The sequence below is a fragment of the Patiriisocius sp. 208BN25-11 genome, from assembly GCF_058147145.1.
The window spans coordinates 345508-361197 of record NZ_JBYVJY010000002.1 but is presented as its reverse complement, the minus strand read 5'-3'; the positions used below and the strand labels follow the sequence as shown (position 1 = coordinate 361197).

15 protein-coding genes are annotated in these 15690 nt (G+C 34.0%); all 15 read right to left on the bottom strand.

Translation table 11 applies throughout. From position 1 onward, the window contains the following. Positions 1-11 precede the first annotated feature (11 nt). Complete coding sequence (locus tag ACY2RS_RS04510) at positions 12-2228, bottom strand: toxin-antitoxin system YwqK family antitoxin (RefSeq protein WP_490097420.1); 2217 nt, start codon at positions 2226-2228, stop codon at positions 12-14. Between the two features lie 21 nt (positions 2229-2249). After that, the gene (locus ACY2RS_RS04505; protein WP_490097419.1) at positions 2250-3356 is read right to left on the bottom strand and encodes a DUF3137 domain-containing protein; all 1107 of its coding nucleotides are present in this window, start codon (positions 3354-3356) and stop codon (positions 2250-2252) included. A 2-nt stretch (positions 3357-3358) separates the two neighbouring features. Further along, a complete protein-coding gene (locus ACY2RS_RS04500) occupies positions 3359-4171 on the bottom strand; it encodes a DUF1266 domain-containing protein (RefSeq protein WP_490097418.1) in 813 nt (270 codons plus the stop codon). Positions 4172-4182: 11 nt separating this feature from the next. Beyond that, positions 4183-4743: a LemA family protein gene (locus tag ACY2RS_RS04495; protein WP_490097417.1), complete on the bottom strand. Its 561-nt coding sequence runs from the start codon at positions 4741-4743 to the stop codon at positions 4183-4185. A gap of 3 nt (positions 4744-4746) precedes the next feature. Continuing rightward, complete coding sequence (locus ACY2RS_RS04490) at positions 4747-6048, bottom strand: PA3715 family protein (RefSeq protein ID WP_490097416.1); 1302 nt, start codon at positions 6046-6048, stop codon at positions 4747-4749. Then, positions 6045-6668: a hypothetical protein gene (locus ACY2RS_RS04485; protein WP_490097415.1), complete on the bottom strand. Its 624-nt coding sequence runs from the start codon at positions 6666-6668 to the stop codon at positions 6045-6047. The genes ACY2RS_RS04490 and ACY2RS_RS04485 overlap by 4 nt, the downstream gene beginning before the upstream one ends. 22 nt (positions 6669-6690) lie before the next feature. Beyond that, positions 6691-7035, bottom strand: a complete 345-nt coding sequence (locus tag ACY2RS_RS04480) for a hypothetical protein (RefSeq protein ID WP_490097414.1) — start codon at positions 7033-7035, stop codon at positions 6691-6693. A 301-nt stretch (positions 7036-7336) separates the two neighbouring features. Continuing rightward, positions 7337-8206, bottom strand: a complete 870-nt coding sequence (locus ACY2RS_RS04475; RefSeq protein ID WP_490097413.1) for an NADase-type glycan-binding domain-containing protein — start codon at positions 8204-8206, stop codon at positions 7337-7339. A 4-nt stretch (positions 8207-8210) separates the two neighbouring features. Then, entirely contained in the window at positions 8211-9458 is a 1248-nt protein-coding gene (locus tag ACY2RS_RS04470) for an SH3 domain-containing protein (RefSeq protein ID WP_490097412.1), read from the bottom strand. 59 nt (positions 9459-9517) lie between these two features. Next, positions 9518-10546, bottom strand: a complete 1029-nt coding sequence (locus tag ACY2RS_RS04465) for a hypothetical protein (protein ID WP_490097411.1) — start codon at positions 10544-10546, stop codon at positions 9518-9520. A gap of 4 nt (positions 10547-10550) precedes the next feature. After that, positions 10551-10724, bottom strand: coding sequence for a hypothetical protein (locus tag ACY2RS_RS04460; protein WP_490097410.1), 174 nt, complete (start codon positions 10722-10724; stop codon positions 10551-10553). Between the two features lie 31 nt (positions 10725-10755). Next, entirely contained in the window at positions 10756-11142 is a 387-nt protein-coding gene (locus tag ACY2RS_RS04455; protein WP_490097409.1) for a hypothetical protein, read from the bottom strand. A 20-nt stretch (positions 11143-11162) separates the two neighbouring features. Beyond that, entirely contained in the window at positions 11163-13013 is a 1851-nt protein-coding gene (locus tag ACY2RS_RS04450; protein ID WP_490097408.1) for an FG-GAP repeat protein, read from the bottom strand. Positions 13014-13133: 120 nt separating this feature from the next. Then, positions 13134-14930, bottom strand: coding sequence for a hypothetical protein (locus ACY2RS_RS04445; RefSeq protein WP_490097407.1), 1797 nt, complete (start codon positions 14928-14930; stop codon positions 13134-13136). Positions 14931-15057: 127 nt separating this feature from the next. Then, positions 15058-15624 carry a hypothetical protein gene (locus ACY2RS_RS04440; protein WP_490097406.1) on the bottom strand — a complete coding sequence of 189 codons (567 nt, stop codon included), beginning with the start codon at positions 15622-15624 and terminating at the stop codon, positions 15058-15060. Positions 15625-15690: the final 66 nt, after the last annotated feature.

Genomic DNA, 15690 nt, shown 5'->3' with positions numbered 1-15690 from the left:
AAACAAGGTGTTTATTTAAATGTAATAGTTACATAGTGAATTTCATTTGCATCAATTTTAAGGTTTTGATTTTTGTCAATGTATATAACCATATACAAGGGCTTTTCAATTTCAGAAAGAGAAATCTCTCCACCTTCAGTTGCTATTTTATCTATGGTGCATTGTAAAAGCACCACTTTTTCTCCAATGTGTTCTATATACTCTAGATTACCATAAGGAGTGCTATCATAATACAGTAAATTATGACCGCTGTCATCTACAATAAAAACCGGATTTTCAGAACCATAGGCAAATGATTGTTTGCTATTTAAAATAGGACTATCTTCTTCTCTTTGTTTAATGAGGGCTTTTTTAAATATATCTTTTGAAAAACTGGCAGCAATTTTTACCGTAAAGCCTTGGTCTTTAGTTTTAAAATATCCTGGAAATGAAATGGCAAAGGGCGCTGCTTTTAAATCAATTGCGACCCTATTGTTTTTTATAAATACTACATTATTTTCTTGCGTAAATGTTAGGGGAGGCATATCGCTTCCTAGCAACGGGTAGGTATCGATAGGTACAGGAAATGTTTGTGTAGTAATGATAGCGTCTAAATGCGAATGATACAAGGATTCTGAGCTTCGTTTTACGCGTAGCGTATTGTTCTTAAATACATAGGTAAACTCTTTAATTGTATCTCCATATCCTTCTCCAATAGCAACAGATACGGTTTTACTTGAAGGATCTAGCTCCACAGATGTATCGTCTAGTTCTGGAAGATGAGCATATTTTTTGGTTGTTGGATTAAATAGATAGTAGGTATGCGCAGTTTGATCTAGCATATAATAATCTAATGTTATTTTTAAATCTTTGATGCCATCAAAATTTAGGTCTATTTCTTCGAGGGAATGAAACCCATTATTTAGATATGAAAAATTGTCTGTATCATTTTCTTCAAATTCATACCTAGCCAATAATGCTTTATCGTCTGTTCTATACTTTGATAGTTCTTTTATAAAAGCATTATTGGTTCTATATAATATTGATGATTTAAGATAATAATTATTGCTTATTTCATCTAGTGCCTCTTCACCATCTTCCAGGATATCTATGTTATGATAATAATATACCTCGCCTACTAATGCTCCATTTTTGTAGTTTCCTTTTTCTAAAATATATTGATCTTCTTCATAGATAGAATAGGGGCCATGCTTTTTTCCGTTTTTATAGGTAAAAGCTGCCTCATGATTTTGTGCTCCTTGAAAAGAAAAATATTCTATAGACTCCCCATGTAGTTTTCCCTCCTTGTAATTTTTCACATTGTTACACCCATAATAAGGTCCCGAGAAAGGAGCTCCATTTTTAAATGTTACTTCTCCTATATTATAATCTTCCACATCATACGTAGTTTCTTTAATTAGCTCCCCTTTTTTATAGGTGCTTATTTTATAATTTGCACATTGGGTATCATAATAGGTACCTTCAAAAGGTTTATTTTTTTTGAAAGTTCCTTGTGTTATAATGTTGTCTTCTCCATCATAATATGCAGTATGTGTTACAAAGCCTTTGTTGTAGGTGGTGATTCTTTTTATTGCAATCATTTCATTTTTGCCCTGTTTTTGTTCTTCATAAAAAAGAACTTCTTTGCCGTTCCATTTTTCGCCATCATTGTTATAATCCAATCGGCCAATAGGATCTCCTTTTTTAGTATAATAAAGTACAAATTTGTTTTCTTTATTAGTAGCATAATGAAGCTCTATTGCTTTATTATATGTGTCTACATAATACTGCTCATAAGTGCTTTCAATTGATTCTTGTGCATCTGCAGCATCTACTACGTTGGTTTCTCTTATATAATAAAAAGCGTCTTCATCCCATCCTTCTTCTTCAGAGCCTACGGCACCTTCAACAAGGGCATAAGTGCCTGTTTGTTTTCCGTTTGCAAAACGTGCTTTGTTTTGAACTTTTCCAGTTTTGTAATACCAGGTGCAAATTCCATCTAAAATGGTTCCAAGACTGTCTGTTGCTGCTCCAATAAATTGTTTTTCACCAGAAATATAAAAGTCATTAATTGTCCATTGTGCTTTTACATATTTGGGTTCGGTTCTATAATACGCTGCATTTTCTTTGGTTGTAATTTTCCATTCAGCATCAAAATAGGTAGATGGATTTCCATTATTGCAGGATGCCAATATGATAGCTATGAACAGAAAATAAAGAATTAATTGTATTTTTTTTAGGGTGTGCATTTCTGAAATTTTATAGGGTATCTAAGTCGTTAGTTTTAAATCTTTTGCAACTTCAAGCGCTGTTTGAATATCATTTGCCAATGCCTCTACAATAGTTGCGGTATCTAATTTTTCCGACCGCGTGTCGCCTTTAGCTTTAGCGGTGGCGCAAGAAAAAGAAAACAATCCATGTTCACTCTTTACAGCTAGATACATTTGGTTGTTTTGAAAGGATAAAAGAATCGGCTGATGAAACTTCTCTTTTAAAGCAACAATGCGCTCCATTATCGCTGAAGTTAACATATAACGTGCTTCTACTTGATCTGTGCTGTACACTATAAAATGATCTGTAAACCTTGGGTCTTCAAGTGTTATTTTTTCTTCTTCTTTAAACGTTGTGGTAAAATACCGATTTATTTTTGTAGTCTGATTGTTCGTTAAAACTACGGTATGTCCTTTTAGTGATTTTTTAAAGTTCAACCAACAAAACATGCCACGAAAAGTATAATAAACATTATCTGCAGCTTTGTTAGAAAGAATATTTTTAATAGCGTATTTGTACACTATTACAAACATATTCAACAACGGAATTTTAAGTAAAACCCCCATTGTTTTATTACTAATATTTTCCTCAATAATCCCAATATCAGTAATGTTTACAATATTGCCTTCTATAGTACTTCGAAGATGTCCGTAGCTATATATGGGTGCTTCTTTTTTAATCCAGGCAAAGAGTTTACTTTGCATAATTTCACTAGTTGGAGCCATGGTATGCATAGCAAAGTCTGCTTTAGGAAAAAGCATTTTTACCATTTTTGTAATCACCAGATTTTCTTTCTCTTTTTGTTGTTGAAACGCTCTTGCAAATAAATAGGTTGATGGATAGAGTATCGCTACTAATGCTATAATAGGGTACATACCTGCATAAGGATTGTTTTCATTGGCTAGAAAAATTTCCAAAAAAGGTATTTGAAGATTTTTTAGCGCCGGAATGTAATTAGCAATTAATCTAAATAGCATCAACAAAAGAAATAACCCTCCTACAATCCATACTATTTTTCTTAAAAATAGTGAGCGTTTTCTTTTTCTGTGTATGTCATTTAGCTGTTGGCTAACTTCTGTATACACTTTTTGTAGTAGTGGTTCCATAGTTAGCTTTTGGGCCAATTAATAGTATTCCATGGGCTTTGGCTGTCGGCTACTGTTTGTTGGTACATGTGGTAAACTTCTTCTCTGTAAGAGCGTTCACGATGTTGTTGATCAAAAGCAAAACCGAGTATAAAACTTTTACCAAAATCTTTCCATGAATTAAAGTGTTCTAGCGCCAATTCTTTTGCAAAATTGATGACTTTTAAAGCTTCATCTTCTTGTATGATACCAGCTGTAAATGCTTTTCTAGCTTGTCCTGCTAGCATAGCAGCGTCATACCCTACAATGCCTAGATCCATTTCAGAATCAAAGGTCAAAATTCCTTTTAGTTTTAGCTCATTCATAGGTTTATTAGCTTTTAATACTTTGAGGTAATTAAAGGCTCTATCATTGTCACCAAAATAATCTTTCATTTGCGTATCCCATTGGTCTTCTGGCTGGGTTTTCATCATGGTATGTATAAAATTGAAGTACCAACGCCTTCCGTCTTTCATAAAATATTCTGTCATGCCCCAATAGCCCTCTGTACTATCCATACGCCATCTTTTTAAATAATTGGTTGCTTTTTTTTGACTTACAAAATGTAGTGTATTTGTAGCTGCACCAAACCATTCTGCAATGGGTGTATATAATGCAATAGCAAATTGTTGTTCTTTTGTTAATGTGCTTTCTTCAGACACTTTAAAAGATGCCTTTTTTAAGTCGGATTCGTCGTGGCCTTCTTTGGCGGTTTTAAAATATTTATATGCGTATGATGCTATTCCAATAATAGCGATTACATATCCATACCATGGTAAGTTTTCAAACATTTGCATAATCTGTTTTTTTAGTTGTTTAATAATTGGTTGATATTCACTTCTTTTTGCTCTGCTTTGGGTATTTCTAAGAGCAGCTGTGTTTTGTCTTTTCGGAGACCTGCAACAATGCTGGCAGGGAACATTTGTATTTTGTTATTGTAGTTGGTGACTGCTGCATTATAAGATCTACGGGCAGCAGAGATTTGGGCTTCGATATCAGATAGTTCAAATTGAAGGGTTTTAAATTGCTCATCTGCTTTTAAATTTGGGTAGTTTTCTACATTCACTGTTAAACCACTCATCATTTTTGTTAACTGATTAGAAGCATCTATTTTTTCTTCGGGAGCTTTTGCGGTGTTTACTTGACTTCTTAGCTCGGTTACTTTTATCAAGATATCTTTTTCATGTGCTAAATATTTATTGAGCATAGCCACTAAATTGGGGAGTAAGTCAAACCTTTTTTTAAGATAAATTTCAATACTTCCAAAGGCTTGTGCAGCCTGATTTTTCTTGGCAATAATGCTGTTGTTAATTACAATTGCTGTGATTATAATAAGTGCTACAATAGCACCGGGTATTACTAGTTCCATAGGTTATTGTTTACGATTAGATTCTTTATATTGATTTCCGTCAAATTGTAAGACGGTTGTTTTATTAGAAATAGATTTTTTTGATTCACACGCTCCATTTTGAGCTACCTCATTTTTGGTTTCTGTGATCTTACTTTTTACGATGATGTCATAATGATTATTCGTTTTTTCTTTAGAAATAATAAGCGTTTTAATTACATCATTAAATTCTCCTGCACAAGTGGTATCCCATTCTCCCCAGTGGTTCATGAGATCATAACTATCTAATACTTTTTCTAAGGTATCGCCTGATGGCACAAATAAAGAAAGGGTTTTGTTACTGTATGGGTTGGGTTGCGACCTACTGTAATAATAAACACGAACTCCAAATGCTCTTGTGTTTTCTGAAATAGTATAGGCAGCAGTATCAATATTAATTTCTTCCATAGTCAAAGCATCTGAAAGCCATCCATTGGTTTTATAACTTTCAAAGTATTTGTGAGTTATCGTACCAGTTGCATTATTTACCAGGACGATATAGCTGTTGAAATTATATAGATCCTCTTCTTCTTGAGCAATTTCGGGAATCACTATAATGGTTTCTTTAGAATTGTTTGGTTGTTCTTTAGACACTATTAACTTTTCATAAATATTAGCTTGTTCTAAGTTAAGTTGTGTTAGTACATTATCAATTAACACATCATAATCGATAGCTTCGTTTAACTCTGCATCTCGATCTATAGTACCCTTACTATTTATTTTAAATATATCAATGGTCTCGTTTATTTCTTCAAGATCAACACGAGTAGTTCTTGTAATTGTATTGTTTTCAATTTTTGATTCAATTTTTGTCATTCCCTCTGCAATTTCATCATACGAAACCACTTCATGGTCAATCATATTTCCGTTTAATTCATAATTGATTAAAACAGATTCTAGTTCGTTCTCTCCTTTAAAAACCGAAATAACTAAAGAATGAAAATCTTTTGATACATCGATCTTATAACCAGGTGTTGCCCTGTACTGATAGCCTTCTGTATAAAAATTGGGATATAGTTTTTGTAATTGTAAAAGCGCTATTTCTTTTTTAGTATATAGTTTTGGTGCCTCTATAAAGGAGTCAAAATTTGTGGCTTCAATGAAAGGGGGTGTTTGGGGTTTTAGTACACGTATTATTTTTTCGAAACTAAGATTTTCAACCTTATTTGTTGAATCGTTTAGTATTTCAACTGCATCTGTAGTCTTATTTACGCTTTGCTCTTTTTCTTTTGATTTTTGAGCACAGGCGAAAAGGGTACATAGAATTAACAAGTATAGATATTTCATTTGTGACAAAAATTAAATAGTTTTTCTGTTTTAATAATTTCTCCATGCTTCCAATGTGTTAAATGCCCATAATAAGCACTACTATCATTGGCACAATAGCGCAGACTAAATTCTGAAATTTTATAGGTTCTATAATGTGATAATAACTCACTACTAAAGCCTCCGGGATCTTCTTTGTTGTCAATAAAATGTGCTGTTCCAGCTTCTCCAAAAGGAATAATTCCAGAAGTATTGTAGTACTCATAGAATCGTATTGATGCTTCTATTTCTGGCTGTGACCATGAAGCGTATTTGTATTTTGTTTTTAAAATTTCTTCGTTACCCTGTATTTGCGCCTCCATTTTTTTAAATATCATTTGTTTAATAATGGCCTGTAATGAGTCTCTATTTTCTATTTGATTTTTTACTAGGTACACCGTTGGGTATACCTTTGATTGTACAAACTCCATTTTAACAAAAAATAGCTGATAGATTTTTGCCGAAACTAAAATGCTAAAAGCTAGCACAGCAGTGGTAATAGCTCTAGATTTCTTTCGAAAAATCCATCTAAAGATTTTAACTAAAAGAATGATTCCTAACGTTATAAGTAGTAATGCTAATAAGATTAATAATACTCCCATCTAATGTTTGTAGTTTTAATGTTTATATAATGTCAATTACTTTTTCTAATATATAATGAATACTCCCTACAGCACAGGTGATGAGTAGTATTACCAACAACCGAATGCCTACTCCTTTCATAGTATTTTTTAGGTGCTTTTTTAGAAAAAAAACATCCATTAAGATAAATAACAAGGCAATGATACTCCCAATTATAGGAACAACTTTTAGGATAATTAGACGATAAATTAAAAGACTAAAAAAATCAAGCAAACTTTCAGAAGTTTCTGGTTCTGAACCTATTATAATACTTATGTACACATATGCGCATACAAAAGCTATTAAGACCCAAATAAAGTACCCTGCTATCTTTTTAGCTATATTCATTGCTTTACTAATATTTTCCCTGCTCACATCTAAGCTATTTTTAAATATTTACTTTATTCAACACATCTTTTTTAGAACTCTTATGATAAGAAAAACCGAAAATATGAATCCCAAAATCGCAAGTATTCCATATACTTCGGTGGTTTGTTCATGATACACAACTCCGTTCTCTAGATCCAAAAATGAACCTTCAGTATTGTAATTAAGGTTTACTCTTTTAAGATATGCATTACCAAAAAGGATTGTAATCAACACCATTACTATAAATAGTATATACTGTCTGTATTTCATTACTTCATAGCTATTTTTTTCTTCGTAATTTTTCTAATACGTATTTCTTATTTATACTAGAATGTGCAATATGTCCCAGGCTGCTTTGTATTTCTGAAATACAAACATCATCATACTTGGTTCCTTTGAAATATGTTATAGGCTTTAATGTAACACGATCGTTTTTCGAAAACACAAAATCTAATGAGAACTCTTGAGGTAAAGGCGTATTTAATAAAGTTACGGTTCCTTTGTATTGGTCATTTAAATACACTTCCATATCCTTGACTTTAGCATTTTCTGAAAAGGTTTTTTCAGATTTCACATAGCCATTTACAAGACTTAATTTAAACGGTTTTAAAAGGGTATCAGTAGGAGTTAACAGCTCATCAACCAAAAGCAGCGTATGGTATTTGTGGGTTTCTTCATTGCGTTTTAGTGTAATTGAAATTTCTGTGCTATCCTCTTTTTTAAAGGCAAAGGCTTTTCTATAGGCTCTATCAGATAAATTACGGTATGGATAGTTAGGAGTATCTGTATTTGCTGTGATCTCAAATTCTAATATTTCAGAATAAGATAAATCAGCCTCGGTGCAACATCTACCAAACATTTTATCAGACCATATGGCTACCTCATCTATTGTCTCATGCTGGTAATAACCAAAGATAGTAGGGTAGGTGGTATCAATAAATTGTTTTATTTCTTGAATGCTTACCGAATCAATCGCTGCAGAGACGTGTTCGCTTTTTGGTATGTAAATCTTATCTCTTTCACCTTTATCAGGTATTGATTTGGTTTTCTCTAAATCATTTGGATAACTATTTGTCGTTTCTTGTTTTTTATTATAATTACAAGCTAGAACTACTATTAAAAAAAAGAATATGGATATTAATTTATGCATCTGTTTACTTGTTTTTGTATTTCTTTATATTAATTAAATGTTCACTAAATACAATCCATTCTGAATCTCCTGCGGGCATTTGACCATCAATTTTCCATGTTATTTCAATTGAATCTCCTGCAGTGAGTTGCGTTTTTAAATCTTTATTGTAAATAAGGGTAATGATGGTGTTGTTTTTTTTAACACTAAAGAGTCTATCATCATAATCCATTTCATTAAATTCATCAAAGGTTACCTTATCGGAATATACCTTACCAAGTTCAAGATTTTGGGTAGGTCGCAAGGAACTTTTAAAGGTATCTGGAATTAAATCTTCTAAAGTTTTCTTGGTTATACTAGCTAGCATATATTTTTCTTTCCCATTTCCATTTCTAGAATTATCGAAAAAACTGTAGATAAAGTCTCCTTCATTAATCCAATAAAATTTGTTGAAATAACATATATTACCTTCAATTTCAGTTACGTAACTATAGCTATCTCCTTTTTTTTCCTGTATAAAATAGGAGGAGCATTCCTGTCCGGAATGCCAGCCATTTAGTCTGAATCTATCTTGTGGGGAATGTATGATGTAGGTTGGATTTCCAGTAGTTTCTAGAATTTCTCCTGTTTGTAACGAGATGGATAACTCACTAGCATGGCCCCCTTCAAAAAACAAAATGTCTTCTTCAGGATAATAGGCTCTAAATTGATAATCGAAGGCTTCTTCGTCTACATCAAGAATTTGTTTGTTGGGTAAGTAAATTTTATCAAGTACCAATTCATTTTCATAGATTGAATTTTTTGACCACCTAACCTTATCTGAAAGTACTTTGGCAGCTTCTTTAAAGGAATTAATTTCTTTTGGTTTATAGGGTTTGCCCTCTTTATACAATCCATAAAAAGTTGTACTATCAATAGGTTGTGTTACAATTTGTTTTTTATTTAGTTTTTCTACATAATAGTTAACAACATAGCCTGTATTCTTTCCTTCGTAGGTTGGAAGATATTTGTTTACATATGGAAAATTTTCATATTGTATTTTTACCCAAGGTGATAAAATTGTCTTAGTTCCTTCTGTGACTTCATATGTGATATTTGTTTTTTCTATTATTTCCACCAATGCTCCATAGGGGAGTTTGTCTATTTTTTTTGAAGTAGTAGTTGCCTTCTCTCTTACATTAAGACCATTAGCAGCATTCACAAAATAGCGTTCTTGGCTCCAAAGATTTAAGAAACTCATTAACAAGACAAAAAGGAATACCTTAGTTTTCATTGGTTTTATTTTTTTAATTCGCGAAGGCAGCACTCAATTGTTTTTTAGTACACTTCATTTTACACTAGATAAATTCTAAAAGTTTTTATATCTATCCAACTTACTTTTCCATCTTTTATAATTTTATAAAATGATGTTGTATGTTTTTTAAACTGTGAAAAGGGAACTTCTATATAATTTGGGTAAATCCCTATTTTTTTATTTTTATATAAATATATTAATCCATTATCTGGATTTTGATAAAGTGTATCATAGATAATTGGAAGTTTCTCTTTAAGTGTTACAGTACCATTCTTTTTTAATAACAAAATTGGTTCTATTATTTCATAAAGGGTGTCACCACTAGTTGTAATTTTATAGTTAAGGGGTGTTGACTCGTTTTTTTTTTGATCATAGGTTACATTTTCAATATGATATTCAAATAAGCCACTCTTTCCATTTTTTACAACTTTAATAAAATTGGGATACTGTGTAAATTCATTGTTTACACTTTCTGAAATATAAGTTGAATTTGTCATAAAACTCAAACATTCTATTGTTTCTGGAAGCCCTTTAAGGAGGAGTTCTTCTTCAGAAACCATAATGCCAGAATGACCTTCTTTTATTGTAATATATGATAGTTTAGTATCTTCATTGGTAGTTAATGTATAGCGTTTTTCAAATACAGTACCACATAAGAATTGCTCTATTTCAGGAAAACTGTCAATGCGCTGTAAGGCATTATTTAAGTAATACCCACCTTCATGAGTCAAAACTTCTAAACCATCTTGAATAAAATAAGCTTGTTGCAATTGCGGGATGTCTATGAGTTCTAAATTTTTAGTTTTGTACAAAGTAATAGTTACTCCTTTTACCAACTTTATAAAGTATTGATTTTTAATAATACTATCGTATGTTTCTTGGAATATAACTACGTTTCGTTTTGTAGTTAATTGATATCCTTTATCATTCTTTTTTATATGATAGTACGATCCAGCATATGCGTCATCATCAAACTGTCCTTTATTTGAAATATAGGACATAGGATGCGTGTATTCTTGCGCACTTAATGTCCAAGAAAAACCGATTATAAATACTATGCAGATCACATTTTTAAACATTTTTTTTGCTTTGTAAATGGGACCCAAGATAGTCTAATAGGGTAGGGAGTATTTTATCATAGGCTTTGGCATTAAAAAATGCTACAGCTTCATCCCATTTTTCATCTTGTTTTGTTGAGATTTCCCTGGTTTGTATAGGTGGGTAATAGGTGTTGTTATTGGTCATATGTGATTGTAATTAATTTAGAAATGATACCCTATTTAGCAGCTTTTTTAATCTCGATTTCTAATTCTTCGAATGCTTTCTTCTGAGGTCCTGCTAAAATGGCTTGCTTTACGATACCTCCCACCACTTCTAAAATACTTCTTCTTGCTTTTACACTTTCTCCAAAATAGGCTTGCATGAGTTTGTTTGGAATGATATGATTTATTTTTACCGTGCTTTCATTTACAAAAAATACTTTTACAGCATGCATGCCACTTTTTTTGAGCACTAGACATTGTGCCATTTGTCCATTGTTATCGGTACGCTGCTCCCATATGTCATAGGTTGTTGTGCATTCGAAATTTGAGTTTTGTTTTAAAAAGCTTTGCAATGCATCTAAAGAGGTGTATTTTGCTTTAAGTTCGATTAGGTTTTCCATGTTTTATTGTTTTGTGATTATTAATTTGAAGTATATACATATACGGCACCAGCGTCTTGCAACGAATTGTCCGTTTGATTTCCATTAATTCCTGTGGCATCACTATCCTCTAGGGGCGCACCAACGGCTAGTGTTGTACCATCTCCAGAGATTGCTAGGGCATAGCCAAACGCATCACCCCAAGAAGTCCAGGGATCAATTCCTGTATTGGTTGCTTTTACATAGGCATGTTGAGACCAGGTAGTTCCATCTCGTTTATATAGATATACTGCACCCGCATATTGAATAGAGTTGTCTGTTTGATCTCCATTAATTCCCGTTGCATTACTTTCTTCAGATGATGAGCCTATAGCGAGTGTATTTCCATCTCCAGATAGTTGCAGAACACTACCAAAATAGTCTTGTGCTTCTGTATTGGATGCTTTAATGTAGGCTTCTTGTGACCATGTGGTGCCTACGCGAGTAAATACATACACAGCGCCACTTTCGGTACTAGTTAAAGGATCATTTGTTTGATCTCCATTAATACCCGTTGCTATACTGTCTTCACCAGTAGCTCCTATAGCTAGTGTGTTTCCATCATCAGATATGCTAACACTGTCACCAAGGCGCCCATAGGCAATAAAAAAACTATTTGTGGCTCCACCAAAATGATCGAAACTACTAGCATTTGATGCTTTGATATATGCTTGCTGTAACCAGATTGTCCCTGTTCTTTCAAATACGTACAAAGCTCCCGAATTTTGAGCCGTATTATCTAATTGGTTTCCATTAATCCCTATGGCATTACTGTCTTCTTGTCCAGCACCTATAGCTAAGGTATTTCCAGTAAATGAAAGTGCTAAAAAGAGACCAAAATAGTCATCAGCATTGGTGTTCGATGCTTTTACATAGGCTTGTTGATTCCATGTACTAGCTATTCTTGTAAATACATATACTGCGCCGCTTTGTAGTGCGGCATTGTTTGTTTGATCTCCATTAATTCCAGTTGCATCACTATCTTCTTGAGCAGCAGAAATGGCAAGTGTATTTCCATCACCAGATACTGCGAGAGAAAAGCCAAAATAGTCATTTTCCTCAGGGTTTGAAGCTTTGATATATGCCTCTTGGCTCCATACTGTTCCAGCTCTTTGAAACACATATACTGCACCGCTCTGTAGCGTAGCGTTGTTTGTTTGATTTCCATTAATACCAGTAGCATTACTATCTTCTAAAACTGATGCAACGGCAAGCGTATTTCCATCGTTTGATAGTGTTAGCGCATATCCAAATGCATCAAACGTTTCGGTATTAGATGCTTTGATATATGCTTGTTGACTCCAAGTATTTGCATTTTTTACAAAAAGATATACGGCACCAGCTACTGGTTCAGAGTTATCAAGTTGATTTCCATTTACTCCAGTTGCATTACTGTGTTCATAGGGCGAGCCTACAGCTAAAGTATTTCCATCTTCTGAAATTGCCAAGCTTAGTCCGAAGGGCTCTGTTACGGCTGTATTTGAAGCCTTGATATAGTCTATAGCAAACACTGGTGAGCCATCTGTTAGTACGGGGTCTCCATTGGCATTTACATCAATGCAGGACCAGCTGTTGTTGATATAAAAACAGGTGGTATTTCTACTTACATCGAAAACGGTAGTGCCATTTGGTGGGGGATTTGAATTTCCATCTGTAACATCTTCAATAGCAGATACCCTTGGTAACACCAAACCAGTATTATTAATGCTCGTAACATCAAGTGCGCCTTTAGGATTAGTAGTATTAATTCCAACTTGAGCAAAACACATAAGAGGGGATAGTATAAGTATCCCTAAAAAAACACCTAGGCGAATCGTAGTATTGTATTTTTTGGAATGTAAAAATTTCATCATTCGTTCTTCTTTTATTGAGCCATTTGCTTATTTACTATGCACTAAAACAGTAATCATATATCTAATATTTCCGAAGTAATTTTGATACGTATTCTTTTCTGAAATATCCTATCGTTAGTATTAGTTCGTTGTATAGACATAAGCAGCGCCATTAAAAAATCCGAAATCGTTTGTGGCATCTCCATTTATTCCTACAGCCTCACTAGATTCTTTCACGGCGGTTACGGCTAGCGTACTTCCATCATTTGATAGATTTAATGAAAACCCGAAAAAATCTTCGCTATCTGAATCTATCGCTTTTACATAGGCTAATTGTGTCCAGTTTGTTCCAGTTCTATTAAAGGCATAGACTGCGCCACTACCAGCTTCTAAGTTATTGCTTTGGTCACCATCAATACCAAATGCGCTGCTATCTTCACCGCCATCAAATCCTTGATTTAAAATACCCACTGCACCAGAGGCTAGAGTGTTTCCGTCACCAGAAAGTGCCACAGTACGACCAAAGTGATCTGAGGTTTCTGTATTAGAAGCTTTAAGATAGGCTTGTTGCGTCCATGTAGTTCCTGTTCTGTCAAAGACATACACAGCACCACTATTGTTGGCAGTGTTATCTAATTGGTTTCCATTACTGCCTGTAGCATTGCTGCCTTCTCCATAAGCTCCCACAGCAAGGGTATTACCATCATCTGAAATGGCTATCGCTTGACCGAAATAATCATTAGCATCTGGATTAGATGCTTTTAGGTAGGTTTGTTGTGTCCAAGTTGTTCCATTTCTTTCAAAAATATAGGTAGCTCCGCTATTCGTACTAGAATTGTCTGCTTGGTTTCCATTACTGCCAGTGGCATTACTAGATTCGTTAAGTGCTCCTACGGCTAGAGTATTACCATTACTAGAAACTGCTACACTAATCCCAAAACGATCGCTAACATCTCCATTAGACGCTTTGATATAAGCTTGTTGTGTCCAAGTAGTTCCAGTTCTAGTAAACACATATACTGCACCTGCATTTACATTTGAATTGTTTGTTTGATTTCCATTAATTCCAGTTGCATCACTATCTTCATAGGGGGCACCTACAATAAGGGTGTTTCCGTCGCTGGAGACAGCCACACTTTCTCCAAAGCCATCACCATTACCTGTATTAGAAGCTTTTATGTAAGCTTGTTGTGACCAGGTTGTTCCTGTTCTCGTAAATACATAGATAGCACCACTAAAATCAACACTGTTATTTGTTTGATTTCCATTAATCCCTGTGGCGTTACTATCTTCACCCGATGTGCCAATTGCTAATGTATTTCCATCGCTAGAGAAAGCTAAGGCATTTCCAAATTGGTCATTTGCTTCAGTATTAGATCCTTTAATGTAGGCTTGCTGACTCCACACAGTACCTGCCTTACTAAAAATATACACAGCTCCACTACTAGCACTTGCATTGTTGGTTTGATCCCCATTAATACCTGTGGCATTACTGGACTCATATCGAGCACTTATGGCAAGAGTATTGCCGTCACTAGAAAGTGCGCTGCTATATCCAAAATGATCAAAGATATCGTTATTAGATGCTTTAATATAAACAGCATTGTTTGAGTACGTAGGAGTTGTTGGGGTTTGATTAACATCGGTAAGTACGGGGTTTCCGCTACCGTCTAATTCCATACAAATCCATGTATTGTTTTGATAAAAGCATGTTGCCTCTCTGCTTTGATCATATACCTGAGTGCCTTGTACAGGAGGATTTCCATCGCCATCTGTGACATCCTCCACGGCAGTAACTCTGGGTACAACAAGACCCGTGTTGTTGGTAGTTGTGATATCTAAGGTTCCTTGCGGACTCGTGGTGTTTATGCCTATTTGACCCTGAGCAGAAAAGGATATACATACTAGTAGCAATATCATTTTTGAAGCATATCCCATACTATGAAAAATCTTTATTTTATATAATGGCCTAGTAACGATCATAGTTTAGACTTAATTTTTCTGCTTTTTATTTTGATTTTAGAGTAGGTTAGGGGCTCGTTCTAATAGGGTAAAAGCAGTATTGTTAATAATCCATTTTTATAAGCTCCTCGTCTAAGGTGTAATAGAAACGGAATGTGGTGCCCCCGTTTTCTGGCTTTAAGCTAATATTATATTGTGCCTCTGTGATATCACCATCTTGCGGATATTTAAAAAGGGCAGTAAATAATGTAGGGTTTTCTACATCTTTTTCTTCTTTTAATTGCTTGCTAGATTTCTCTACCAATCTGCCAAACTTTGTGAGGTTGATCTTTTCATCTAGCTGAAACATAAAGTCTGTTGCTTTGCTTTCTTCCGGAATTTCAAGAGTGACTTCGGCAGCTTGGGTCCAACTATTTTGAGCTAAATTCCATTGTTCCATTTTCAAGGATGCTGGATCTTCTGTAACCGTTAGGGTAACAATATTTCCTATGTTATCGCTATGACTAATATGTATGTCTGTATAATAGGCATCTTCACCAAATTTGTTTTTAAATTCTTTTTCAATACTTCCAAATCCCTCTGCGGTATGCGGTTGATTGCTAGTTCCATTGCCACAAGATAGTAGGGTAGTGATGGCAAAAAATACTATGAGTACTTGTCGTGTTTTCATAATAAATATTTTTGTTGATGTTATGATATCCAAGTACCGCATGTCCTCCTCAAAACACACGATACC